Below are 23850 nucleotides of genomic sequence, written 5' to 3' on the forward strand. Positions count from 1 at the left end.
ATGGTGGCGTTCTGGAACGCCGGCGTGCCGACGCTCGACTATGGCAACAACATCCGCCAGGTGGCCAAGGAGGAGGGGTTCGAGAACGCCTTTGCCTTCCCCGGCTTCGTGCCGGCCTATATCCGTCCGCTGTTCTGCCGCGGCATAGGCCCCTTCCGCTGGGCGGCTCTGTCGGGCGATCCGGAAGATATCTACAAGACCGACGCCAAGGTGCGCGAACTGACGCCCGGCAACACCCACCTGCACAACTGGTTGGACATGGCGCGCGAGCGCATCGCCTTCCAGGGCCTGCCGGCGCGCATCTGCTGGGTCGGCCTTGGCGACCGCCACAAGCTCGGCCTTGCCTTCAATGAAATGGTGGCCAAGGGTGAGCTGAAGGCGCCTGTCGTCATCGGTCGCGATCACCTCGATTCCGGCTCGGTTGCTTCGCCGAACCGCGAAACGGAATCGATGAAGGACGGCTCGGACGCGGTGTCCGACTGGCCGCTGCTCAACGCATTGCTCAACACGGCGTCCGGTGCCACCTGGGTGTCGCTGCACCATGGCGGCGGCGTCGGCATGGGTTTCTCGCAGCACGCCGGCATGGTCATCGTCGCCGACGGCACGCGCGAAGCCGCCAGGCGCCTGGAGCGGGTGTTGTGGAACGACCCGGCGACCGGTGTCATGCGCCACGCCGATGCCGGCTACGACGTTGCCATCGAATGCGCCAAGGAGCACCAGCTCAACCTGCCCGGCATTCTCGGGTGAGAAACGTCCGGCCGCAGGCAGGCGAAAAGCCGCGGAGTCGGCTTTTCGAGTTTCGAACGCCCGTAACCATAGCGGAGGGCTAGGTATGCGCATCCTGCGGGCAGCCGAATACCGGTCGATGCCGTGGAAGAACGGCGGCGGCGTGACGACGGAAATCGCCGTCTCGCCGCCCGGTGCCGGGCTAAACGATTTCGACTGGCGCGTGTCGATGGCGCGTGTCGAATCGAGCGGTCCGTTCTCGCAATTCGCCGGCATCGATCGCACCCTTGCCGTGCTCGAAGGCGAGGGCATCGTCCTCGAGATTGCCGGCTACCCGCCGAGATCTATAAACAGGACGACCGCCCTGTTTTCTTTCCCGGCCGACGTGCAGACCTCGGCCGCGCTGATCGGCGGACCGATCACCGATCTCAATGTCATGACCCGCCGAAGCCGGATGACGCATTCGGTCGAACGCCTGGTGATTTCGGCCCCCGTGGAAATCCGGACTGAAGCCGGCACAACGCTCATCCTGTGCTTGGACGGCGACATCAGTGTGCCCGCCGCTGAACCGGTTCGCCTCGGGCCGCTTGACACTCTGCTGTCCGGGCCGGTCAGCACCGGCCTGCTTGTCCAACCCGCCCATGAGGCAACGCTGTTCGTGATCCGGATCCGCGCCATCGCCGGCAACGATTAACGCTTGTTTCCAAACATGATCGCGGTACCGGCGAAATATAGCGTAAGCTGCTGGCGGCATCACGAAAAAGCCTGAATCCTCTCCGCCGATCTGGCTGGCGGGAAGTGGGGTGCTTGTCTTTGAGTTTTGCTGAGAGACGACGCCCTGTCGTGGTGCGGAAACAAACTTTCGGCAAGTGGGGTTTATGCAACCAATTGCATTTGAACCGGTTTTAGGGCCATTGCCGTGGCGGTGACGCCGCTCAGTGCCCGCTTACGGAATTTTCAATGAATATTCAGACGAATCCTGCCCAAATCGAGAAGACAAGCGCGAGCTTCCCGGCCATCACCGAAGAGCCGATCCGCTCCAATTACCTGCCCGAAGAGCGCCTTCGGCTGCTCGGTGAAAGCCTGGCGAAAGGCGACCTCACAGACCTGTTCGGGCTGACGCCCTTCGATTTTCAGGCCCGTATCCGCGACAGCGCCAAGAAGATTTTGGAAGTCTACCGGTCGACCAATGCGGCGCAGGCGAGGGGCGAGACGATCACGCCGGCGGCACAATGGCTGCTCGACAACAATTACCTGGTCGAAGAGACCATTTTCCAGGTCAAGCGCGACCTGCCGCGCCGCTTCTATCGCCAGTTGCCGACCCTGAAGCTGCCTGACGGCGGCAGCGTGCCGCGCGCGCTGGCGCTGGCCTGGACCTATGTCGCACATTCGGACAGTTCCGTTTCGGCGACGATGTTCAAGTCCATCGTCCAGGGTTTTCAGTCGGTCGAGCCGCTGAAGATCGGCGAACTCTGGGCGCTGCCTTCGCTGTTGCGCTTCGTGCTGATCGAAAATCTGCGCCGGCTGGCGGTCAGGGTCAATCGAACCCGTCAGATGCGTCAGATCGCCAACGATGTGGCCGACAAGGTCCTGGCCACCGACGACAGCGCCGACCGGCAGTCGATCCTGTCCAATTTCAGCGCCCACGCACAGGACACCACCTTCGCCACCCAGCTGCTCTATCGCCTGCGCGATGGCTCGCAGAATGCCGGCAAGGCTCTGGAATGGCTGGAAGGCGAGCTCGAAAAGACCGGCTCCGATGCCGAGGAAATCATCATTTCCGAACATCACACGTTGTCCAGCGGCAATGTGACGACGGGCAACATCATTCGTGGCCTGCGCCTCATCAACGACGTCGATTGGACCGTGTGGTTCGAAGGCGTCAGCCGCATCGACACCGTGCTGCGCGAGCGCACCGATTTCGCCGCGCTCGACTTCTTCTCGCGCGACCAGTACCGGACCGCGATCGAGGAATTGGCGCGCCGCTCGAACCTTTCGGAATATCGCGTCGCCGAGAAGGCCATCGAGCTGGCCGGCCACGCCGCCAGCGATGGCGACGGCGACGTCGTTTTAACCGGGTCCGCCCACACCGATGTCGGCTTCTTTCTCGTCGGCCCACGCCGGCTCGAGCTGGAGAAGGCGATCGGCTATCGACCCACCGTCAGCCAGACAGTCAAGCGTGCCTTCCGCAAGACCGGCTGGCTCGGCATCGTCGTACCGGTGTTTGCGCTGACGGCGCTGCTTCTCGTCCTCTCCGGCAACGCACTCGCCAATCTCGGCCTGTCGGTGCCTTCGATCGTCCTCATGCTGGCGCTGTTTGCCGTGCCGGCCAGCGAGGGCGCGCTCGCCTTCTTCAACACGGTCGTTTCGCTGTTCCTGAAACCGACGCGCCTCGTCGGCTACGATTACCGGCACGGCGTGCCGCCCGAGGCGCGCACGCTGGTGGTGGTGCCGTCGCTGATCGGCTCGCGCGACGATGTCGAGGAAAACATCCGCAATATCGAGGTGCATCATCTCGCCAACACGGCCGATGAAATCCATTTCGCGCTGCTGTCGGACTGGCCGGACTCGAAGACCGAGATCGATGCTGCCGACACCGAAATCCTCGAATTCGCGCGTGCCGAGATCGCTCGCCTCAACGCACGCTATCCCTCCGAAGGCGCGCCGCGCTTCTATATCCTGCACCGGCGCCGGCTCTTCAATGCGGCGCAAGGGTCGTGGATGGGCTGGGAGCGCAAGCGCGGCAAGCTGCATGAACTCGACCTTCTGCTGCGCGGCGACAGCGACACCACGTTCCTGCCGCTCGACGTGCCGCTGCCGGAGAACGTCGTCCACGTGATGACGCTCGATGCCGACACGCGCACCACCCGTGACGCGGTCGCCACCCTCGTAGGCAAGCTCTGCCACCCGCTCAACCGGCCGCATTTCGATGCCAGCAAGCGCGTCGTCACCGCCGGCTACGCGATCCTGCAGCCGCGCATCACCGCGTCGCTGACATCAGGCGACGATGCGTCGTTCTTCCAGCGGGTGTTTTCGGCCAATCGCGGCCTCGACCCTTATGTCTTTGCCGTGTCCGATCTCTATCAGGACGTCTTCGGCGACGGGTCCTTCACCGGCAAGGGCCTCTATCACGTCGACGCCTTCGAGGCCGCCCTGCAGGGCCGCATCGAGGAAAACACCATCCTCAGCCATGATCTGCTGGAGGGCGCGCTGGCGCGATCGGCGCTGGTCACCGACGTCGAACTGGTCGAGGACTATCCGACCCGCTACTCGGTCGACGCCTCGCGCCACCATCGCTGGGCGCGCGGCGACTGGCAGTTGCTCGGCTTCATGCTCGATCCGCGCTCCGGCGTGCCGGCGCTGTCGCGCTGGAAGATGATCGACAATCTGCGCCGCTCGCTGACGCCGATCTTCTGGGTGATGGCGGCGATTGCCGGCTGGACGCTGCTGCCCTTCACACAGGCCGCGCAATGGCAGGCCCTGCTGATCCTCAGCCTGTTCATGGCGCCGACATTCGACATCGTCAACGCCATCCTGCCCAAGAGCGGCGACCAGACGCCACGCGGCCATTTCTCGGCCCTGGCACGCGACGTCGCCTTCGGCACCGCCATGGTGGCGCTGAAGATCGTCCTGATGGCGCACAACGCCTGGATGATGGGCGATGCCATCGTGCGCACGCTCTATCGGTTGTTCGTCAGCCGCCAGAACCTTTTGGAATGGCGCACCGCCTCGCAGGCGCACAAGGCGGGCGACAACGATGTCGGTTCCTATTACGGCATGATGTATGGCGCCGTGATCATCGGCTTCGTCGGCCTTGCCATTCCGGTGCTGGCCGATTCGACCGGCGCCTTCGTTGCCTTCTTCTTCGCGCTGTTCTGGATTGGCTCGCCCGCCATCGCCAGCTGGATCAGCCGTTCGGCTGAAACCGAGGATCGCTTGCGCATATCGCAGGCCGATATCCATACGTTGCGCACGGTGGCGCGGCGCACATGGCATTATTTCGAAAGCTTCGTGACGGCAGAGCATCACCATCTGCCGCCCGACAATTTCCAGGAAAGCCCGGCGCCGGTGGTGGCGCCTCGTACTTCGCCGACCAATATCGGCGTCTACCTGCTGTCCGTCGTTTCCGCCCGCGACTTCGGATGGATCAGCCTGTCCGACGCCATCACCCGCATCGACGCCACCATGGCCACGATCGAGGGCATGCCGCGTGAGCGCGGTCACCTCTTCAACTGGTACGACACCACGACGCTGAAGCCGCTTTATCCGCTCTACATCTCGGCTGTCGACAGCGGCAATCTCGCCGGCCATCTGGTGGCGGTGGCGGCGGCCTGCGCCGAATGGGCCGAGGCGCCCTCCGTGCACCTCCAGGGCGATTTCGAAGGCATTCTCGACACGGTCACCATCCTCAGCGAAAGCCTCGATGATCTGCCCGACGACCGCCGTCAGCTGCGCCCGCTGCGCCAGCGCCTCGCCGACCGTCTCGACGGCATGCGGCGCGCTGTCGACACCATCAAGGCGCAGCCCGAAATGGCGTCGATCCGCACCATCAACCTGGCCGTGCTGGCCGGCGAGATCCGAAAATTGGCCACCGCCATCCATACCGAGGCGGTGTCGCCCCAAAGCGACGTCATCGTCGACTGGGCGGCAAGGCTGGAAGCCACCTGCGAAGCGCACGTCCATGACGCGCACAGCGACGACAATGCCGTCGAGGCGCTGCGTGCCAAGCTGCTCACCTTACGCGAGCGCACCCGCCGCTATGCCTTCGAGATGGATTTCTCCTTCCTGATGCGGCCGGAGCGCAAGCTGCTGTCGATCGGCTACCGGGTCGAGGAACACCAGCTCGACGAAAGCTGCTACGACCTTCTGGCTTCCGAAGCGCGGCTGACCAGCCTGTTCGCCATCGCCAAGGGCGATCTGCCGACCGAGCACTGGTTCAGGCTTGGCCGGCCGATCGTCGAAATCGGTTTCCAGGGCGCGCTGATGTCCTGGTCCGGCTCGATGTTCGAATATCTGATGCCGCCGCTGGTCATGAAGGAGCCGCAGGGCTCGATCCTCAACCAAACCAGCAAGCTGATCATCAAACGCCAGATCCAGTATGGCCGCCAGAAGAACGTGCCGTGGGGCATTTCGGAGGCCGCCTACAATGCCCGCGACCGCGAACTGACCTACCAATATACCAATTTCGGCGTTCCAGGCCTCGGGCTGAAGCGCGGTCTTGGCCAGAACACGGTGATCGCGCCTTACGCCACCATACTGGCGGCCCAGTTCAATCCGCGTGAAGCCGTGCTGAATCTCGCCCGATTGCGGGAGATCGGGGCGCTCGGCCGCCACGGCTACTACGATGCCGTCGACTTCACGCCGCAGCGCGTGCCGGAAGGCACGGACCATGTCGTCGTCCAGAATTATATGGCCCACCATTCGGGCATGTCGATCGCGGCGGTTGCCGACGCCATCTTCGAAGGTCGCATGCGCGACCGCTTCCACAGCGATCCGGTCATCGAATCGGCCGAACTCTTGCTGCAGGAGAGGGCGCCGCGCGACATCCCGACAGCGACCGTCAGGACCGAGGCCGACGAACGCTCCAAGGACGAGACCGAAGTCGACAGCCCCGACACCCGCATCGTGCTCAATCCGCTGCAGTCGCTGCGGTCGACCAACGTCATGTCGAACGGCCGCTATTCGGTGATGGTCAGCGCGACCGGCTCGGGCTACAGCCGCTGGGGCGATCTCTCCGTCACCCGCTGGCAGCCGGATCCGACCGAGGACCGGCTCGGCTCCTACATCTTCCTGCGTGACGCCGGCACCGGCGACTGGTGGTCGGCTACAGCCGAACCGAAGCGAGCCGCCGAGGAAAAGGCGCAGACCTTGTTCTCCGACGACAAGGCGAGCTTCGTCAAATCGGTGGGCACCTTGCGCTCCGAGGTCGAATGCATCGTCATCTCGGAAGGCAATGGCGAGGGCCGTCGGGTCACGCTCTACAATGACGGTCCGTCCGACCGTCACATCGAAGTGACCTCCTTTGCCGAGCTGGTGCTCGGCCTGGAGGCGTCCGACAACGCGCATCCGGCCTTCTCGAAGATGTTCGTGGAAACCGAAATCTCTGCGAACAACGCGGCGATCTTCGCCACGCGGCGCAAGCGCGAGACCAGCGAGCCCGATATCGCCATGGTGCATTTCGTCACCGATCCGTCCGGATCGGCGCGCGACGCCGAGGCCGAGACCGACAGGCGCGCCTTCATCGGCCGTGGCCGCACCATCGTCGACGCAGCCGCTTTCGACCCGGGCGCCAGGCTGGGCGGCCACTCAGGCTTTACGCTCGATCCCGTCGCCTCGCTGCGCCGCCAGGTGCGCGTGCCGGCCAACAAGAAGATATCGCTGACCTTCTGGACGGTTGTCGGCGCCGGCCGTGCCGAACTGGACGAAGCCATCGCCCGCCTCGACCATCCGGAGAGCTTTGCCCGCCAGGCCATGCTTGCCTGGACGCGCAGCCAGGTGCAGACCCGCCACATGGGCCTCAGCCTGACCGATGCCGCCAATGTGCAGAAGCTGGCGCGCTATCTGATCTATCCGGATCCGTTCCTGCGTCTTCCCGCCGAATCCATCGCCTCGGGGCTGGGCAAGCAGTCGAGCCTGTGGCCGACAAGCATTTCCGGCGATTTCCCGATCTTCCTGGTCAGGATCGGCGATGTCGCCGATCTCGAAATCGTCGCCCAGGCGCTGCGGTTCCAGGAATATATGCGCACCCGCGGCATGATGATCGACTTCGTCGTCGTCAACGAGCAGGCGTCCTCCTATGTCCAGGACCTGCAGCGGGCGGTCGAGACGCTGTGCGAAAACAGCCGTCTGCGCGGCAAGGAGCTCGGGCCGCGCCAGCACATCTTCGCGGTACGCCGCGACCTCATGGACGAGACCACCTACAAGACGCTGCTCGCCGTCGCCCGCGTCGTCCTGCACACGCGCAACGGCACCATCTTCGACCAGATCGAGCGCGCCGAGGCGGCGGCCCTGCAGGCGCGGGATGCTCTGGCAACGTTGCCGATTCCGCGTGAATTGCCGTCGCCGACACCCACGACGCATACTCCTGCCTCGCAGGCGGTGGCCAATGTCAGCGCCGATGGCAGCGGACTCAGCCAATGGAACGGCTTTGGCGGTTTCGACGGCGACGGACGGCACTATGTCGTGCGCCTGGCCGGGCGGCGCACGACGCCGCAGCCGTGGATCAACGTCGTCTCCAACGCCTCGTTCGGGTTCCACACCTCCGCCGAGGGCGCAGCCTTCACCTGGAGCCGAAACAGCCGCGACTACCAATTGACGCCGTGGTCGAATGATCCGGTCTCGAACCGCCCGGGCGAGGGCCTCTATATCTACGATCAGGCCAGCGGCAAGGCATTCTCGCCGCTCGCCGCCATGGTGCGCGATCCCTCGATGACCTACGAGGCCTGGCACGGCCAGGGTTTCTCGACCTTCCGCTCGAAGCGCGGACCGTTGTCGATGGACCTTACCCATGTCGTCGATCCGGTCGATTCCCTGAAGATCTCGCGGCTGCGCATCCAGAATTCCGGCTCGGTGCCGGCGCGGCTGCGTGTCTATGCTTATGCCGAATGGGTGCTCGGCGGGCATCGGTCGCGCACTGCGGCAACCATCGTCCCGTCGCGGGACGCGGCAACCGGTGCGCTGCTGGCACAAAACCCCTATGGGCTGGATTTCGGCGAGCGTGTGGCCTTCCTGGCGGCCGACGGCGGCGTCCATTCGGTGACCACAGACCGATCGGAGTTCCTGGGCCGGCATGGTTCCAGCGAGCTACCGCAGGCGGTGCTGAGTGGTGCGGCGCTGTCTGGCCGTGTCGAGGCCGGCGACGATCCGTGCGCGGCGATTGCCCGCGACGTCGAGATCCCGGCAGGCGGCGACGTGACGCTGCTCTGGCTGCTCGGCGACGCCGAGTCGGTCGAGGAGGCGAGCGCGCTGGTGCAGGAGCATCGGGCCAAGGACTTCGACCAGCGATTGGCCGACAATGAGCGCGAATGGCGCGGCTTCCTCGACACCATCCAGGTCGAGACGCCCGACAAGGCGCTCGACGCCATGGTCAACCACTGGCTTCCCTATCAAAGCCTGGCCTGCCGCATCCGCGCCCGCTCGGCCTTCTATCAGGCCAGCGGCGCCTTCGGCTTCCGCGACCAGTTGCAGGATACGCTGGCGCTGCTGGCGCATGACCCACAGTTGGCGCGCGACCAGATCCTCAACGCGGCGCGGCGGCAGTTCCCCGAAGGCGACGTGCAGCACTGGTGGCTGCCGCGCACGGGTGCTGGCGTACGCACGTTGATCTCCGACGACGTGGTCTGGCTTGCCCACGCTACGGCGCGCTATTTGCTGGTCACTGGCGATGCCTCCATCCTCAAGGAGCAATTGGCCTTCATCGATGGACAGCCGCTGGGCGAGGGCGAGCACGATGCCTTCTTCACCCCGGAAATCTCGAAGAAGACAGCGACGCTCTACGATCATTGCGCGCGTGCGCTCGATCTCGCCATCAAGCGCAGCAGCCCCGCGGGCCTGCCGCTGATCCTCGGCGGCGACTGGAACGACGGCATGAACCGCGTCGGCGAGCACGGCAAGGGCGAGAGCGTCTGGCTCGGCTGGTTCCTGCTGAAGACGCTGGGCGATTTCGCCCCCGTCGCCAAGACCGAGGGTGATGCCAAGCGAGCACAGGCCTGGGCAAAGCATGCCGATGTTCTGAAGCGGGCGCTTGAGAGCACCGCATGGGACGGCGAATGGTACCGGCGCGGCAGTTTCGACGACGGCACGCCTTTGGGGTCTCGCCACTCGCAGGAGTGCAAGATCGACTCGATCGCCCAGTCCTGGAGTGTGCTTTCGGGAGAGGGCGACCCGGCACGGTCGACCACCGCCATGGAGCAAGCAACGAAGCTGCTCGTCGACGACAAGCTGAAGATCGTCAAGCTGTTCACGCCGCCATTCTCGAAGACGGAAAAGGACCCCGGTTACATCAAGAGCTATCCGCCTGGCGTGCGCGAGAATGGCGGCCAGTACACCCACGCCGCCACATGGTTCGTCATCGCGCTTGCCGAGATGGGGCAGGTCGACGAGGCCTATCGTTGTTTCTCGATGCTGAATCCCGTCAACCACGCGACCGACGAGGCCACGGCCGAGCACTATCGAGTCGAGCCCTATATCGTGGCGGCCGACATCTATGCCGGGGACGACAATGCCGGCAACGGCAAGGGCGGCCGTGGCGGCTGGACCTGGTACACCGGCTCTGCCGGCTGGCTCTACAGGGCTGCGGTCGAAGGCATTCTGGGCATCGAACGGCGCGGCAAGCGTGTCCAGTTCAAGCCGAAGCTGCCAAGCCACTGGGATGGGTACTCGGCAAATCTCAAAATGCTGGGGGCGGAACTCAAGGTTCGTGTCATCCGCGACAATAAGGCCAAGGCCGTGTCGCTGGAGGTGAATGGGGCAAAGACCAAGGCTTCGGCAGTCGAGCTGAAGGACGGCGAAGTTGCCGAGGTTGTCGTCAGGATTCCGGCCTGAGGCCTGTTGCCCAAAAAGCATGCGCTCGGGGCTGAGGCCCCGACCGCGACTTTTGTCACGCCAGGCGGGATGAGAGGCCCCATCCCGCCTGGCGTTGCCGTCTGCCGTTGACGGGCATCCCGCCGAGAAGTCTATGAAATCAAAGGTTTGAGGCGCCCCATAGGAGTAGCCGCGAGCGGTGAGGCTTTGGCCACCCTTCGCCTGGAAGGGCATCCTGCAGCTTTGTTTTGCTTTATACTTCGCGAAAGGCGATTTCGGCCTCAGTCATCCGCCCGACATTGTTGCTGATTAAAATTATGGCAGCACGTGCCAACTGCCATGATTTCGCCGCATGCCTGACATTTTACCTGTCTTCTCAAACCGTTAGGTGATCACGGCAGATTTCGGAACGTCGCCATCTTTTGTTCGCTCTAAGGGAACTGAAGGGGTACACGGCCATTGTTTTGCGACGTATCAACCGGTACGAATAAAATGATGCAGTGCACAATAAACAGCGTGGCGGAGTAACTGGGGTGACCCTTCTGCAAATCTACTGGCGAGCTCTCGGTTATCTGGCCGCGGACAGGAAACGCGTTGCGTTGATCTGTTCGGCCAACGTGGCTCTCGCCATCGTAGCGCTTCTCGAGCCGATTATGTTCGGTCGCGTCATCGGCGCCATCTCCGAGCGTGGCTCTGTCTTCACCACGCTGGTCATGTGGGCCGGTCTCGGCGCCTTCAACATCGTTGCCTTCGTCATGGTGGCGCGCGGCGCTGACCGTTTCGCCCATGCTCGGCGCAGCGAAGTGCTTTGCGAGTCGTTCGAGCGCGTGATCACCATGCCGCTCGCCTGGCACCATCAGCACGGCACCTCCAATGCGCTGCACACGATGCTGCGCGCCGTCGAAACCCTGTTCAGCCTTTGGCTCGAATTCATGCGCCAGCATCTGTCCACGGCTGTCGCCCTCGTGCTGCTGGTCCCGACCGCGATCAGCATGGACCTGCGCATGTCGCTGGTGCTGCTTGGCCTCGGGCTGCTCTATGTCGGCATCGGCCGGATGGTCATGCGCCGCACCAAGGCGGGCCAGGCCGCGGTCGAGCGCCACTACCACAAGGTGTTCGCGCATGTGACCGACTCGGTCAGCAACGTTGCGGTGCTGCAGAGCTACAATCGCCTCGGCCACGAGGCCGATACGCTGCGCCGCTACGTCAAGAACCTGCTCGACGCGCAGAACCCTGTGCTCGACTGGTGGGCGCTGGCCAATGCCTTGCACCGTCTGTCATCGGCAATCTCGATGCTGATCGTGTTGTCGATCGGCTCCTATCTCGTGACTCATGGTCAGTTGGGTGTCGGCGACGTCATTGCCTTCACCGGTTTTGCCACGATGCTGATCGCTCGCCTCGACCAGATGTCGGCTTTCGCCAACCAGATTTCCGAGGCCCGTGCCAAGCTCGAGGATTTCTACCATCTCGAGGACTCCGCGGCTGATTCCGCCGAGCCGGACGGCTTGCGCGATCTTTCCAACGTCACCGGCCATGTGCGCTTCGAGAATGTCGGCTTTGAATTCGCCAATTCCGGCCAAGGCATCGACGACGTGTCCTTCGAGGTGCAGGCGGGCCAGACCGTCGCCATCGTGGGCCCGACGGGTGCCGGCAAGACCACGCTCATCAACCTGCTGCAGCGTGTCTTCTCGCCGTCCCATGGCCGTATACTGATCGACGGCATCGACACCCGCACCGTGACCCGCAAGTCGGTGCGCCATTCGATCGCCACGGTGTTCCAGGATGCCGGCCTGCTCAACCGCTCGATCGAGGACAACATCCGTGTCGGCCGCGCCGATGCAAGCAATGACGAGATCCATGCCGCCGCCAATGCGGCTGCCGCACAGGACTTTATCCTGTCCAAGAGCAATGGCTACGACACGGTGGTTGGCGAACGTGGCGGCCAGCTGTCGGGCGGCGAACGTCAGCGCATCGCCATTGCCCGTGCCGTGCTGAAGGACGCACCGATCCTGGTGCTCGACGAGGCGACCAGCGCGCTCGACGTCGAGACCGAGGACCGCGTCAAGGAAGCGATCGACGAACTGCGCCGCGACCGCACCACGTTCATCATCGCCCACCGCCTGACCACCGTTCGCGACGCCGATCTGGTCGTGTTCATGGACAAGGGCAGGGTGGTCGAGATGGGCGGCTTCACCGAGCTGTCGCTGCGCAATGGGCGCTTTGCCAGCCTGCTGCGCGCTGGCGGCCTGCTCAACGACGAGGAGGTCCGCCGCCTCAGCCGCACCGTGCTGCAACAGCAGGAAGCGGCCGCCTGATCAGGCACGTCTCTGCCTTCTCCCACAGGGGAGAAGGCAAAGCGCTGCAGCCCTGCGACACCACCGCTCGATTGCCCCGAACGCCGCGGCGGTTTATGTAGAACCGTATGAGCGACACGACTTCACGCCTGACGAGCTGGATGGATCTCGCCAACCCGACGCGCTTCGTCGGGTTGGCGGACAAGGTCGTGCCGTGGCTGGCCACGATCGCCGCACTGATCCTCGCCGTCGGGCTCTATATGAGCTTCGCCGCGCCTGAGGATTTCCAGCAAGGCATCACCGTCCGCATCATGTACATCCACGTGCCTTTCGCCTGGCTGGCCATGATGTGCTACACGCTGATGGCGGTCTCGGCGCTCGGCACGCTCGTCTGGCGGCATCCGCTGGCCGATGTCGCGCTGAAATCAGCCGCACCCATCGGTGCGGTCTTCACCGCGCTGGCGCTGATCACCGGTTCGATCTGGGGCAAGCCGATGTGGGGCACTTGGTGGGTCTGGGATGCGCGGCTGACTTCGGTCTTCGTGCTGTTCCTGATGTATCTCGGCATCATCGCGCTGACCCGTGCGCTCGACGATGCCAGCCGCGCCGCCTGGGCCGCCGCCATCATCACGCTGGTCGGCTTCATCAACATCCCGATCATCAAATTCTCGGTCGACTGGTGGAACACGCTGCATCAGCCGGCCTCGGTGTTCCGCATGGGCGGCTCCACCATCGACCCCAGCCTGCTGTGGCCGCTTCTGGTGATGGCGCTCGGCTTCACCGTGCTGTTCTTCGCGCTGCACCTGATGGCGATGCGCACCGAAATCCGCCGTCGCCGGGTGATTGCCATGCGCAGGGTCGCGGCACGGCAGGCGGAGCGCTCTCCCCCTTCTCCCCTTGTGTGAGAAGGCAAGACGCTTCTTAGTTCACCCCATCCTTCCGCGCGCCGCCACAGGCAGCGTTTCCAGCACTTTGTCGCCGTCGACCAGGTTGACCTCGTTGAACAAGTTTGTGACGACGCAGCAATGGTCGGGCACGACACGCACGCGCTCGCCGATGCGCAATTTGCCGTCACCCGAAAGCGTGACGGTGCCGTGCTCCTCGCTCAGGCCCGTCACCCGCGCTCCCGGCACGCCGGGCAACTCGCCGAAATCGGCGAGACCCAGCGTGTCGCTGGACAGCGCCTTGCTGCCGGCATCGAGTATAGCGCGCGTCGCGGTGGGATGGCTGACCACCGTCGACAGCACCGTCAGCGCGCAATCGTCGAGCGTGCCGACGCCTTTGGCGACCTGATAGCGGTCGAGATAGATGTAGGTGCCTGGACGATACTCCGTGACAACAGATGTATCGCTGGAGCGCCACATATCCGGCGTGCCGCCGCTGGAGATGCGTTCGCAGGCGAGGCCCGATGCGGCCAGCGCCTGCTTGGCGTCGGCGAGCCAGGCTTCGGCCTCCGCTGCCTTCCCGGCGGCCGGGTAGGTCATCAGTCCTCCGAAGGCGAGGCCACCGGCTCTGTCGATCTGTCTTGCCAGCGCAACCGCTTCATCGGCCGACTGCACGCCGCAGCGTCCCATGCCGGTGTCGCATTCGACCAGCACCGGTAGACGATGACCGGCATCGGTGAAGGTGGCTGCCAGCCCTTCGAGCGTCTCCATGCTGTCCGCTGTCACCGACAGGGTGACGCGCCCGTGCAGCGCCAGAAGCCGCTCCAGCTTGGCGCGCCCAAGGATGTTGTAGGGAAGAAAAATATCGGCCAGCCCGGCATCGGCCATCACCTCGGCCTCGCCGATCTTCTGGCAGGTGATGCCGACGGCGCCGGCCGCCACCTGCTTCTTCGCCCAATAGGGCAATTTGTGCGTCTTGATATGCGGCCTGAGCTTCAGCCCATTCCTGTCGGCATGCGCCTGGGCGCGGGCAATATTGGCTTCGGCGCGCGCGGCGTCGATGAGAATCGACGGCGTATCGAGGTCGTGGACGGTCGGCATCATCTTTCACCCCATGAGGAATCCGCGGGATTTATGGCCCTGAAAATCCGCGATGTCACGCGGCCAGCGAAGCGGATCTGTGGTCCATGCGCCTAAGCGCAAGGCCGGGCAGGCGGCGAGATGGATCGACACCGCATCGACGTTCGGCTATGCGATTTGCCAGACAAATCGATACGAAGGGATCATGATCATGAAGCGCTCCGCCATCAACGACATCATCCGCGAAGCCGACGCTTTCATCCGCTCGTTCGGCTACATCATGCCGCCCTTCGCCTATTGGTCGCCGCAGGAGGCGAAGGCGCGCCAGGCCGACTCCGCGGCCGTGTTTACCTCGCGGCTCGGCTGGGACATCACCGATTACGGTCAGGAGAAGTTCAAGGAGCTCGGCCTGTTCCTGTTCACCGTTCGCAACGGCCGCTACGAGGACATGAAGAAGGGCATGGGCATGCTCTATGCCGAGAAAATCATGATCTCGCGCAAGGACCAGCTGTCGCCGATGCATCGCCACAACATCAAGGCCGAGGACATCATCAACCGTGGCGGCGGCAAGCTGGTGCTGGAACTGTTCATGCATGACCGCGACGGCGGCATCGATCCCAAGGCCGAGGTTTCGGTGCCGGTCGACGGAACCATCCACAGGCTGCCTGCGGGCGGGCTCCTGAAGCTCGACCCGGGCCAAAGCGTCACGCTGCTGCCCGGCGTCTGGCATGCCTTTTGGGCCGAGGGCAAGGATGTGCTGATCGGCGAGGTCTCGACCGTCAACGACGATCTCACCGACAATGTGTTTCGCGAACCGATCGGCCGTTTTTCCAACATCGACGAAGACGTTGCCCCGATCCATCTGCTGGTGTCCGACTACGAGAAGTGGCTGGGGTAAGGGGCCGCTCCACGCCCTCGGCGACGCCAGTCACACGACCGTGTGACTAGTCACACGGTCGAAAATGGGTAGGCCGTAGCGCCTACCTACTGCGATCCTTGTTCGACCGATCCTGCCGCTTCGTCCTTGAAGACGACCTTTGTGCCTTTTTGCACTTCAGAGGCGAGGTCTTCGGCATCCCAGTTGGTCAGCCTGATGCAACCATGCGAGAAGGTCTTTCCGATCTTGCCTGGGTCCGGCGTTCCGTGAATGCCGTAGCTATCGATGGACAAGTCGATCCAGACCGATCCCACCGGATTGTTTGGCCCGGCAGCGATCGTGAAGGGGCGCTTGGTCTTCACCCCCTTGAAGGCAAACTCGGGATCGTAATGATAGGTTGGGTGGTGCACCACGCGTTTGACCTCCGCCTGGCCACTCGGCGCGGGCTTCTCCTGGCTTCCGATCGAGGCGGGGTACGTCGCAAGCACTTTGCCGGAAGGGTCAAGCACCCGAACCTGGCGAGCGCTCTTGTCGACCTCGACGCTCGCGATGTCTTGCGGCGGATCACCTCGGGTGACAGCTGGCACGAGCAGCTTTTGCCCCGCCCTCCTGAAGCCGATGCCGGGATTGAGCCGTTCAAGCAGTTGCTCGCTGATGTGGAAGCGCTCCGCCATCTTTTCCAAGGCATTGTGGTAAGCCAGCCTGGGCAGGCGGGCCATCCTCTCCATGCGTGCCGGAATTCGCCTGGTGAACGGCCCATGCACATCCTTGCGTGTCAAATCGTAGGTCTCAATCGCGGGGCGCGAGGAGGTCGCGACCAGCTTGTCCCATGTCTCGCGGGTGAGCTTGCCGTCGGCAGGCAATCCGTTGGCCGCTTGGAACGCACTGACTGCCCGGGTGAAGTTCTCTGCTTGGCGGCCATCGATCAGGCCTGGCGAGAAGCGTGCACGATCCAAGAGGATTTGCGCCTTCAGCACGGTCGCACTGACGCCTTTCGCTTCGCTGCCGTCAAATTGGGCGTTGTTGACGGCGGCCGCGTCCAGTTTTGCCGCCGCCGTTGCATCGCATGCCATGACGAGCATGGCGACCGCGACAAGAACGAGCCTGATCATGGAGGTCACACTCCCGTATGGGCACCTGCTTCTATGACGTCGCACGGCCGATCTGGTTCCATTTCCTGCAGTTGCGTCCGACTGCCGAGTGCCGTGCGCGCAGTGAACCCGGACCAGGAGCACCCGGCGGTGGCGCGGGTGCATTGTTGATAAGGGTCCGCCATCATCAAGATGAATGGCGACTCCCGTCAGCGCATGTGTTGGCTTCAGAACCGCAGAGACCGGAGCGACAACGGGCCAACGCCCGATTGAGTCCGTCTCCACAGGCTCGGTGACCGAGGAGAGCCAGGATGCAATTTCCTGCCCAGAAGAACAAAGGACCGGCTCAACCAGCCGAGGATGAGCGCCAGGCACGGCTTGAGAAAACAGCCAGGCTCAAGCAGCTTCGCTCCTATGCTTCCTGGCTTTCGTCTGACCCAAACGCCCAACTTCACGATGAGATAGACTGTTCCGTGCTGATCGAAGGCGTGGGGCGACGCAGCATGGAGCCTCGGCTGATCGGCAGGTGACATACCCGGGCGGCGAGGTTTCCACCGCCAACGACGATCTGGTCGACAATTTGTTTGGCTAAAGCAGTTCACCGTTTCACGGAAACGGCGACCCGCTCTAACTCCTTGTTTTGACGCAATTCCGGATGGAAAACCGTTTCACACTTTTCCTGGAATTGCTCTAGCCGATCGGCCGCAACAGTGGCGACAGGCAGACTTCGCGTCAGTGACAGCAGCCTTGCTGCGCGCTCGTCCTGCACAGGCAGGACGAGGTGATCGGTACGTCCGCCTTGGCCAGCGCCGCTGCAAGGCTTGTCTGCAATGTCGGCAATTCATCGGTCTCGCCGCGCCGTTTCAGGCATTCCACAAGCCCGTGCAATGCCCAGACATTGTTCGGATGCTGGGCACAGCGCTGCACCGTGCCGCTCAGGCCCAGATCGTCGCGATAGACCTGTTCTGCTTCCTGCGCGTGACCCTGGTCGAGAAGCAGCGCCGCCAGCGCATGGCGCGGCGGGTGCATCCAGGCCCACGGCTCGGTGTAGGACAGATTGTCGTCAAGCTCGACCGCCTGCCGCAAATGGCCATACGCCTCCTCATGCCGGCCCTGGTGGTACGCGAGCTCGCCGTCGAGCAGGGCGGCACCGACAGCCAGCGAAGCTTGCGCCGGGTTGCTGAGGAAGCGCCGCTCGGGCGCAATGCCTTTCAGATGCCGATGGAACTCTTCGCGCTCACGTTCAGCCTCAGCGAAATGCTTGAGCGTCGCATGCGCCACACCTTTGGCGTAGCGCTGCATGGCCGCCGTCAGCACATAGAGGCCAGGCTCCTCGGTGACCGGTTCGTCGATGATCTCCTGCCAGCGGCCGAAGCGCACCTGCACATGCGATTTCATCGCATGGTAGCCTTCCACCGTCTGCGTGAGCTTTGGCCGGCCCTGGATGGCGACCACGTCGCGCGCGACCAGGCTGCGCACTCTGTCGGCGGCCCACAGTGCAGGCTGGTGCTGGCCCGACAACATGCAGGTGAACATCATCAGATGCAGATCGTGGCAGCAGCCGAGCAAATAATAGGTCGGCTCGTCGGCATAGGCGAGATAGAGGTCGTTGGCACGCACCGCCTTTTCGCTGGCGCGTTTTGCTTTCTCATACTCGCCGCACAGCACATAGATATGCCCCGGCATGTGGTTCATGTGCCCGGCATCGGGGCACATCTCGCCGAGCAGATCCGCTGACCGCATGCCGCGCTCCGGCATGGTGGACATTTCCAGGAGATGGATGTGCAGGTGGACGATCGCCGGATGTTGTGCTGCGCCGGCCTCATCGGCAAGCCGGATCGACCGCTCGCAGACGTCGAGCGCCTCGACGACATCGGAATTCGGCGCCGGCGCGCCGGTCTTGAGGTTCCACAGCCGCCGCACCGTGCGCATCATCAGTGCTTCGACCAGCAGTGCCATCACATCATGGTCATCGGGAAAGTCCCGATACACAAGCCGCATCGCGGCGGCATAGGCGTCATCCCAACGTTCGAATTCCTCCAGGCTCACCCGGTGTGGCTTCTGGAAGCGGGCGGCCAGCGCCTCGATCAGCCGCTTCTCGATCTCACTGGCGGAAGCCGCATTGGCCCTGGCCAGTTGGACATGCTCGAAGCAGCGCTTGGTCGCGCTGTCGGCCTCGGCCTCGCCATGTTCCTTCCAGGTCAGATTGTAGAAAGGTCCGGCAGCATAGGCGATGCCCCAATGCACCATCGGACAGTCCGGATCTGTTTCGAGCGCCTTCTCAAAACACTTGATGCCTTCCTCATGGTTGAAGCCGTAGCACCAGTTAAGGCCAATATCGAACCAACGCTGGGTTTCTGTCGAGCGAGTGGAGATGGGGCGGCGGTAGGTGCCGAGGTCGAAGCGGTCCATGTGGTCTCATTCAATTCTGATTGCCAGCGAGCCAGCTCTGGTCAGACTCCTTCGCCATCAATGTGTGCCGAAACTGGCAGGCATGGCAAACGCAACGAGTGCCATCGCTGCTTGCATTTGGATACTACCGCCCTTAGCCGGTCTCTTCGGGCACCGTTTCATTTTGCCAGCCGGCTAGCTCAGGCAGGTCGTCAAGCCAGTTTTTCTCGGTCATCAAGGCATCGCCGGCCTGCGGAGCAGCCTCGGTGGCGTTTTGAATGAGCCAGTCCATCCACTTCCGATAGGCAGCCGGGGTCAACTCGGGCGGCAGCACCTTGGCCTTGGCCAGCATGCGTTTGCGGAAACTCACCTGCCTGCGGAGTTTCGTCGTCGTGAATTTGATGGTCTTGCCCTGATATTCGACCGTCCAGCGCCCGTCGCCGTGGCTAGCGAGCCTGTCGATGGCGAAGCCGCTATCCACCGGCCTATCCCGCCAAGGAAGCTCGACGGCATTCTTCCTCAGATCGAGTGCCCATCGCCTGTAGTTGGTCCCGGCACGCTGGGGCGGCAGCACCCCTGTCTGTTCGAGCATCTTCCTGCGGAAGGTCGGCTGCTTCTTAAGCTGGCCTGTCGTCAGCTCGATGCGATGCCCGCGGAATTCGACGTGCCAGCGGATCCTGCCATTGCCGAAATACTTGACCAGCCTGTCGATGACGAACGCGTCGTCGGAGAGCGTCACGCAGCCTTGGCTCATGCGTTCGAGAATGTACTGGCTATCAGTGAGCATGACGCGGCCTTGTGGAGGAGCCTTCATGAAGCTTCACTAAGGCGGACGCAACGACCAGGCAATCTCGCCTTCCATGATTCCGTCGCATAGACACCGATGACGCGCCGTATCGCTCGCGCGCTTATCCTGACCAGCGGCTAGGAGCAGCGGCCCGGCGTCGGGGGGTATCGAGGGGGACTAGCGCCGAGCCTGACCGGCTTGGAGGGGGCAGTGCCGGCTGTCCGAATTACAAGCCTTTTTATGCGTCTACGCTAATTTAATTAAAGGACCATATTCCGCTGGGGCCAAGTTTACGGTCATTTTGCCGCCCGTCCCATTTCAGCACAGGGTTGCTGGCATTGCTCTTGCACCGGACCTGTTACTGGGTGAACCCCGGTCCTGATCGCGTACCCGATTAGGTAGTAGGCTCGCCGGGCTCCGAGGGCGTTGGGGTCTTCGCCCGGCGAGTTGCCAACTTCCTATCCTTTTGGCGGCTTTTTAGCATCAGCTTGACAACTTGATCGCTCCAAAGCACCTTCGGCGAGTGGAAAATGCGAGGAGCATTTATGAAAAAGAACTATGAAAAGCCTGTCCTGGCGAAGCGAGGAATCCTTTCCTCAGTCACGGCGCAAGTCGTCGAGTCGGGTCCTGCTACGTCGGACTGAGCCGATCTCGACATGACGGGAAGCTCGCCGGCCCGGTTCGGTGTGCTGTAGGAATTGTCCTCGGGTGGCGACTCTCAAAAGGTGTCGCAATGACTAGGTCAAAACCCTCAAAGCAATTATCACAAGCTGAAATTGATCGCTTTCTAATGGCAGCGGAAGCGCTGCACCTAAGCATCATTAAGCCATTCATATCGCCGTATTGCGACCACTACAGGCAGACCGGTGTCCCGCATGAGGTGTTGTTGAAGACCTTGCGGGACGTCACCCGTAAGAAAGCCGAGTTCATCCGGTGGAACACTGCTGGGCCGGTTAGGCCGCAGACGGCGGGATAACGCGTTCAGCCATCGTTGCGCTTCAAAAACGAAGACCTAAAGCCCTTCCCATCCGGCTTGGCCTGACAGCAGGCCAAACGCATGATGGGCAGATCGCCGATCACCTGCTCGATCACCTCGGTCCGCGCACTATCGTGCTGGCCGATAAGGCCTATGACGCTGATCGCATCCGCGACCTGATCCAGGATCGGGGCGCAACTCCAAACATCCCGCCCAAGAGCAATCGGCGCTGGAAGCCCTGCTTCAGCAAGCGGCTCTATCGCGAGCGCAACCTGATCGAGCGCTTCTTCTCCAAACTGAAGTACTTCTGCCGGATCGCGACCCGCTACGACAAGCTGGCTGGCAACTTCCTCGCCATGGTTCAACTCGCCTCAGTGCGGCGTGGCTGCGCGCTTATGAGTCTACGGCCTAGAATCGGAGTTTCATCCTTGGCAGATTATGTGCCGTCCGACGTGGCCTTGGGTTTACTGAGCAATTCAGTTCGCCCAGCACCGCCCCAATCGTTCTCGCGCGTATAACTAAGTTCTCGAACAGCCTCTACAAAGGCTGGTGGTCTTCCGGCGAGAAGTGCCCCGTTACTGTCCCGCCCTGCCATGAATTCTAGGCGATAGCCTCTGTCTTTAGCCTTGAAAAGATGGTGAGCAAATTGTGTGAAGGATGATTGCCAGCCTGCTTTAGACTGTTGTCCGGCAATTTTCTCATACTCTTTTATTACTTCATCAATTATTTGGTCAGACTGCTTTTCAAGTTCTTTTTCAAGTTCGTCCGCCTTCTTGTCGTCAAGGCCTTTCTGGATTAATGTAGAAATTGCGCTTTTTATCTCTTGAGAATCCTTCATGTATTTCTGGAACCGCGTCCATATAAGAAGTATTACAAGAAGGAATTTCCAATCAATCGCAACTGCAATTGATAAGTCGACGTTATCGACGCTGATAATCGTTGGCTTTTCTTCGTCGCTAAATTCAGCAGATACACGGTTAAATAATTTAAAGAACCAATCGATCTCTTCTGATAATTCGAAGGTTGTCGATTTCAATGACGCAATTGGAAAGGTTATTTCGACTGAATCCTGAGCGCCATGATTCTCTCCACCCTTAGCAAAGGGAGCGTTTGCTTGAACGTAGGCGTTAACTCTGCCAAGTGCTTCAGAAGCATTTTGGACAACAAATACGGACACCTGACCTTGATCTTCCTTGGCGATATCATAAACTTCAAGTAATTTTTGGTATTGTCCGATTTCGCGGAGTAATTTACGCTCCTCGAAATCAAGATCCTCAAACAGCCGTATGAATTCAGAATTCCACTGTTTAGGCGTGTTCCGCGATCCAGCTTGCAAACTAGCTTGAACTAATTTGTTTTTAACAATGTTCGCTTGCAAGCGAACAGCAGCGTTATAGGCGTCTTTTATATTCATGAACCTGCCCCAAGTAGATTGCCCATCGCAACCGACCATAGGCAGGGCCGGCCGTCAAGATTCGTTGGGAAGCCATTGAGGTTCGGAAGCTCACCTATGAGGAGTTCGAAAAGAACAAGCGCCATGCCTTCCAACTGAATGCCAACTACGGGGGGTGGCTGATAGCATCGCTCTTGCTCGCGCATGGCGCTGCCGTCGCGTTCCTCGCACAGAACGACCGGCTATCGAAGGCGGTGCTGCCTTCGGTCTTTTGGTGGCATGTGCCCGGCCTGCTTCTGGCCTTCCTGTGCGGCTTCCTTGTTTGGGCGAACTGGAGCTTTCACGCCCGCATCTATGAGGCCGTGAGCCCCGGCATGATCTCTACGACGATGAGCACTGGCCAAAGTTCGATGACGGCACAAATCGTTGGATTAGTTGGACCCATTGGACTGGAATCGCCGCCGGCATCCTGTCGGCCCTTTGCATCTTGGCGTCGGCGCTCGCCGCCTATCGTTTGATGCCGCCTTGACGACCTTTAGGAATAATCCCTTGGCACATATTGCGCCGCAAACTCTGTTTCCAGCCGCTTGTGGTCGTCCCATGACGTCGGGGAGGGGTTTGCCTTGTCCCATGCCCGCAAGCGAGCAGACGCGGCTTTCATGGCCTTGAAAAGATCACGGTTCGAAAAGTCATCGGCCCCAGTTTCTTTTCTGAATGATCTGGCAGCTTCCGACCGTCGCTTTGACCACTCCGCGTATGACGGATTATTTGCGAGCCGATACTCCTCTAGCGCCTGATCGCGGTGTTCGGCGGCCCGCTTTTGCCATGGAGCGGGCTTTCCCTTCTTGCCGGGATTGTTGCTCATTGCCGCTCATCCAAGTGATCTTCGTCCATTAAGCCAGAGATTGGCATGCCTACTAACCCTTCGTCTTTGCCTAGCACTTAAAATATGTGTCCTTCCAGCTATCGGCCTTCGGCAGACTGCCGTTCTCTGGAGGCAGATGTGCCCTAGCTGCTGGACGCATGATCACCCAAACGACAAAGCCACTTACAAGCATTCCTATAACAAATTCCATGTCGCCCTCCCGCGCCTGAGTTCTGCACGCTCATTCGTCCGGCTCACGATCGGGCTTGTCGAAAGCGTTCAAGCTAACCTCTCTTGTGAGACTGCCGGAATCTACACCTAGAGAAACCAAAAGGTCTGGATCGGTATCCCTATCAAAGCGAACGAGAAAGCCGTAGGTCTCGCCGTCATTGCCATCTATCGTTTCCAGTTCCCAAGACGCATCGTTGAGTAGGTCCAGATCGACGCCCCATTCAGCAGCGATTTCTGCCGCGCCGTTATCGTCATCAAGCATAGCTTCGCCGCCCATGTCGTTCTCCCTTCGCGTTAAGGGAGCCGACTATAGGCCGGAATCACCGTCGAGAGTCGGGCGGAAGGGCAATTTCCACAGGCCCGCGAGCTAACAAAAGGTGCTAACGCACCTTGCTAATGAAAAAAGTTAAGTACCTGATTTCACCGTAAAAAATGGACTGGCTGGGGAACCTGGATTCGAACCAGGACTAACGGAGTCAGAGTCCGTGGGTCTACCGTTAACCTATTCCCCAGCAGGCGCGGTCATGAACCGTGCGGGCCGAGCGGGCAAGCCGCTGTGAGCGCTGCCTTGTAGCCGCCAGCGGAAAATAGTCAAGCCTGCTCTGTGGTTCAATGGCACGTTTCGTCAGGTGATTTCAGACGCCGCACTTCAGATGCCGGCGCGCGGCTCCCAGTCCAATCCCGCGTCTCAACCCTCCGTCCGGCTGAATTGCGAGCGTTCGAAGAACAGCAC

General features: G+C 61.8%; 15 protein-coding genes, 1 tRNA gene and 1 pseudogene. 9 read left to right on the forward strand and 8 right to left on the reverse strand.

Features of this window, described 5'->3' with window-relative positions; genetic code table 11:
- From hutU to EN932_RS07745, 5 genes are all read left to right on the forward strand, one after another.
- Positions 1-747, forward strand: a 747-nt coding sequence (gene hutU, locus EN932_RS07725) for a urocanate hydratase (protein ID WP_128368777.1), incomplete at its 5' end; no start/stop codon positions are given.
- Between the two features lie 85 nt (positions 748-832).
- Entirely contained in the window at positions 833-1420 is a 588-nt protein-coding gene (locus tag EN932_RS07730; protein ID WP_127368744.1) for a HutD family protein, read from the forward strand.
- Positions 1421-1686: 266 nt separating this feature from the next.
- A complete protein-coding gene (locus tag EN932_RS07735) occupies positions 1687-10269 on the forward strand; it encodes a glucoamylase family protein (RefSeq protein ID WP_127384544.1) in 8583 nt (2860 codons plus the stop codon).
- 512 nt (positions 10270-10781) lie between these two features.
- Complete coding sequence (locus EN932_RS07740; protein ID WP_013532297.1) at positions 10782-12563, forward strand: glucan ABC transporter ATP-binding protein/ permease; 1782 nt, start codon at positions 10782-10784, stop codon at positions 12561-12563.
- Positions 12564-12670: 107 nt separating this feature from the next.
- A complete protein-coding gene (locus tag EN932_RS07745) occupies positions 12671-13447 on the forward strand; it encodes a heme ABC transporter permease (RefSeq protein WP_027162453.1) in 777 nt (258 codons plus the stop codon).
- 21 nt (positions 13448-13468) lie between these two features.
- Here the strand turns inward: EN932_RS07745 and EN932_RS07750 are convergent, their stop codons facing one another.
- Complete coding sequence (locus EN932_RS07750; protein ID WP_164753446.1) at positions 13469-14527, reverse strand: D-TA family PLP-dependent enzyme; 1059 nt, start codon at positions 14525-14527, stop codon at positions 13469-13471.
- A gap of 190 nt (positions 14528-14717) precedes the next feature.
- On the opposite strand from EN932_RS07750, the gene EN932_RS07755 reads away from it, so the two are divergent.
- Positions 14718-15404, forward strand: a complete 687-nt coding sequence (locus EN932_RS07755; RefSeq protein WP_064995499.1) for a D-lyxose/D-mannose family sugar isomerase — start codon at positions 14718-14720, stop codon at positions 15402-15404.
- 86 nt (positions 15405-15490) lie between these two features.
- Here EN932_RS07755 and EN932_RS07760 read toward each other — a convergent pair whose 3' ends face one another.
- Positions 15491-16495 (reverse strand): L,D-transpeptidase, encoded by a 1005-nt coding sequence (locus tag EN932_RS07760; protein WP_127366730.1) that lies wholly within the window; start codon positions 16493-16495, stop codon positions 15491-15493.
- Positions 16496-16785: 290 nt separating this feature from the next.
- Between EN932_RS07760 and EN932_RS07765 the strand changes: the two genes are divergently transcribed.
- A complete protein-coding gene (locus tag EN932_RS07765) occupies positions 16786-17004 on the forward strand; it encodes a hypothetical protein (RefSeq protein ID WP_127368314.1) in 219 nt (72 codons plus the stop codon).
- Positions 17005-17206: 202 nt separating this feature from the next.
- On the opposite strand, the gene EN932_RS07770 is transcribed toward EN932_RS07765, so the two are convergent.
- Complete coding sequence (locus EN932_RS07770) at positions 17207-18886, reverse strand: hypothetical protein (protein ID WP_127384545.1); 1680 nt, start codon at positions 18884-18886, stop codon at positions 17207-17209.
- A gap of 133 nt (positions 18887-19019) precedes the next feature.
- Positions 19020-19652 (reverse strand): hypothetical protein, encoded by a 633-nt coding sequence (locus EN932_RS07775; RefSeq protein WP_127384546.1) that lies wholly within the window; start codon positions 19650-19652, stop codon positions 19020-19022.
- Between the two features lie 733 nt (positions 19653-20385).
- Between EN932_RS07775 and EN932_RS38740 the strand changes: the two genes are divergently transcribed.
- Together EN932_RS38740 and EN932_RS07790 are read left to right on the forward strand one after the other, a co-directional pair.
- Positions 20386-20628 (forward strand): hypothetical protein, encoded by a 243-nt coding sequence (locus EN932_RS38740; protein ID WP_127384548.1) that lies wholly within the window; start codon positions 20386-20388, stop codon positions 20626-20628.
- A 38-nt stretch (positions 20629-20666) separates the two neighbouring features.
- Positions 20667-21040: pseudogene (locus EN932_RS07790) on the forward strand (IS5 family transposase); the annotation flags it as partial.
- Positions 21041-21064: 24 nt separating this feature from the next.
- On the opposite strand, the gene EN932_RS07795 reads toward EN932_RS07790, so the two are convergent.
- The 4 genes from EN932_RS07795 to EN932_RS07810 all read right to left on the reverse strand — a co-directional run bounded on the left by EN932_RS07795 (position 21065) and on the right by EN932_RS07810 (position 23629).
- Positions 21065-22042 (reverse strand): hypothetical protein, encoded by a 978-nt coding sequence (locus EN932_RS07795; RefSeq protein WP_127384549.1) that lies wholly within the window; start codon positions 22040-22042, stop codon positions 21065-21067.
- Between the two features lie 514 nt (positions 22043-22556).
- The gene (locus EN932_RS07800) at positions 22557-22886 is read right to left on the reverse strand and encodes a hypothetical protein (protein WP_127368312.1); all 330 of its coding nucleotides are present in this window, start codon (positions 22884-22886) and stop codon (positions 22557-22559) included.
- 241 nt (positions 22887-23127) lie between these two features.
- Entirely contained in the window at positions 23128-23394 is a 267-nt protein-coding gene (locus EN932_RS07805) for a hypothetical protein (RefSeq protein ID WP_127368311.1), read from the reverse strand.
- A 161-nt stretch (positions 23395-23555) separates the two neighbouring features.
- A tRNA-Gln gene (locus tag EN932_RS07810) sits at positions 23556-23629 on the reverse strand.
- Between the last annotated feature and the right edge of the window lie 221 nt (positions 23630-23850).

Origin of the sequence: Mesorhizobium sp. M7A.F.Ca.US.002.01.1.1, from assembly GCF_004022955.1 — a bacterium.
Taxonomy (GTDB): Bacteria; Pseudomonadota; Alphaproteobacteria; order Rhizobiales; family Rhizobiaceae; genus Mesorhizobium; species Mesorhizobium ciceri.

Bases quoted from the DNA above. Each gene is read 5' to 3' on its own strand.
- EN932_RS07730 (WP_127368744.1), top strand. From the start codon at position 833: ATGCGCATCCTGCGGGCAGCCGAATACCGGTCGATGCCGTGGAAGAAC.
- EN932_RS07735 (WP_127384544.1), top strand. From the start codon at position 1,687: ATGAATATTCAGACGAATCCTGCCCAAATCGAGAAGACAAGCGCGAGC.
- EN932_RS07745 (WP_027162453.1), top strand. From the start codon at position 12,671: ATGAGCGACACGACTTCACGCCTGACGAGCTGGATGGATCTCGCCAAC.
- EN932_RS07750 (WP_164753446.1), bottom strand. From the start codon at position 14,527: ATGCCGACCGTCCACGACCTCGATACGCCGTCGATTCTCATCGACGCC.
- EN932_RS07755 (WP_064995499.1), top strand. From the start codon at position 14,718: ATGAAGCGCTCCGCCATCAACGACATCATCCGCGAAGCCGACGCTTTC.
- EN932_RS07760 (WP_127366730.1), bottom strand. From the start codon at position 16,495: ATGATCAGGCTCGTTCTTGTCGCGGTCGCCATGCTCGTCATGGCATGC.
- EN932_RS07765 (WP_127368314.1), top strand. From the start codon at position 16,786: ATGCAATTTCCTGCCCAGAAGAACAAAGGACCGGCTCAACCAGCCGAG.
- EN932_RS07770 (WP_127384545.1), bottom strand. From the start codon at position 18,886: ATGGACCGCTTCGACCTCGGCACCTACCGCCGCCCCATCTCCACTCGC.
- EN932_RS07775 (WP_127384546.1), bottom strand. From the start codon at position 19,652: ATGCTCACTGATAGCCAGTACATTCTCGAACGCATGAGCCAAGGCTGC.
- EN932_RS38740 (WP_127384548.1), top strand. From the start codon at position 20,386: ATGACTAGGTCAAAACCCTCAAAGCAATTATCACAAGCTGAAATTGAT.
- EN932_RS07795 (WP_127384549.1), bottom strand. From the start codon at position 22,042: ATGAATATAAAAGACGCCTATAACGCTGCTGTTCGCTTGCAAGCGAAC.
- EN932_RS07800 (WP_127368312.1), bottom strand. From the start codon at position 22,886: ATGAGCAACAATCCCGGCAAGAAGGGAAAGCCCGCTCCATGGCAAAAG.
- EN932_RS07805 (WP_127368311.1), bottom strand. From the start codon at position 23,394: ATGGGCGGCGAAGCTATGCTTGATGACGATAACGGCGCGGCAGAAATC.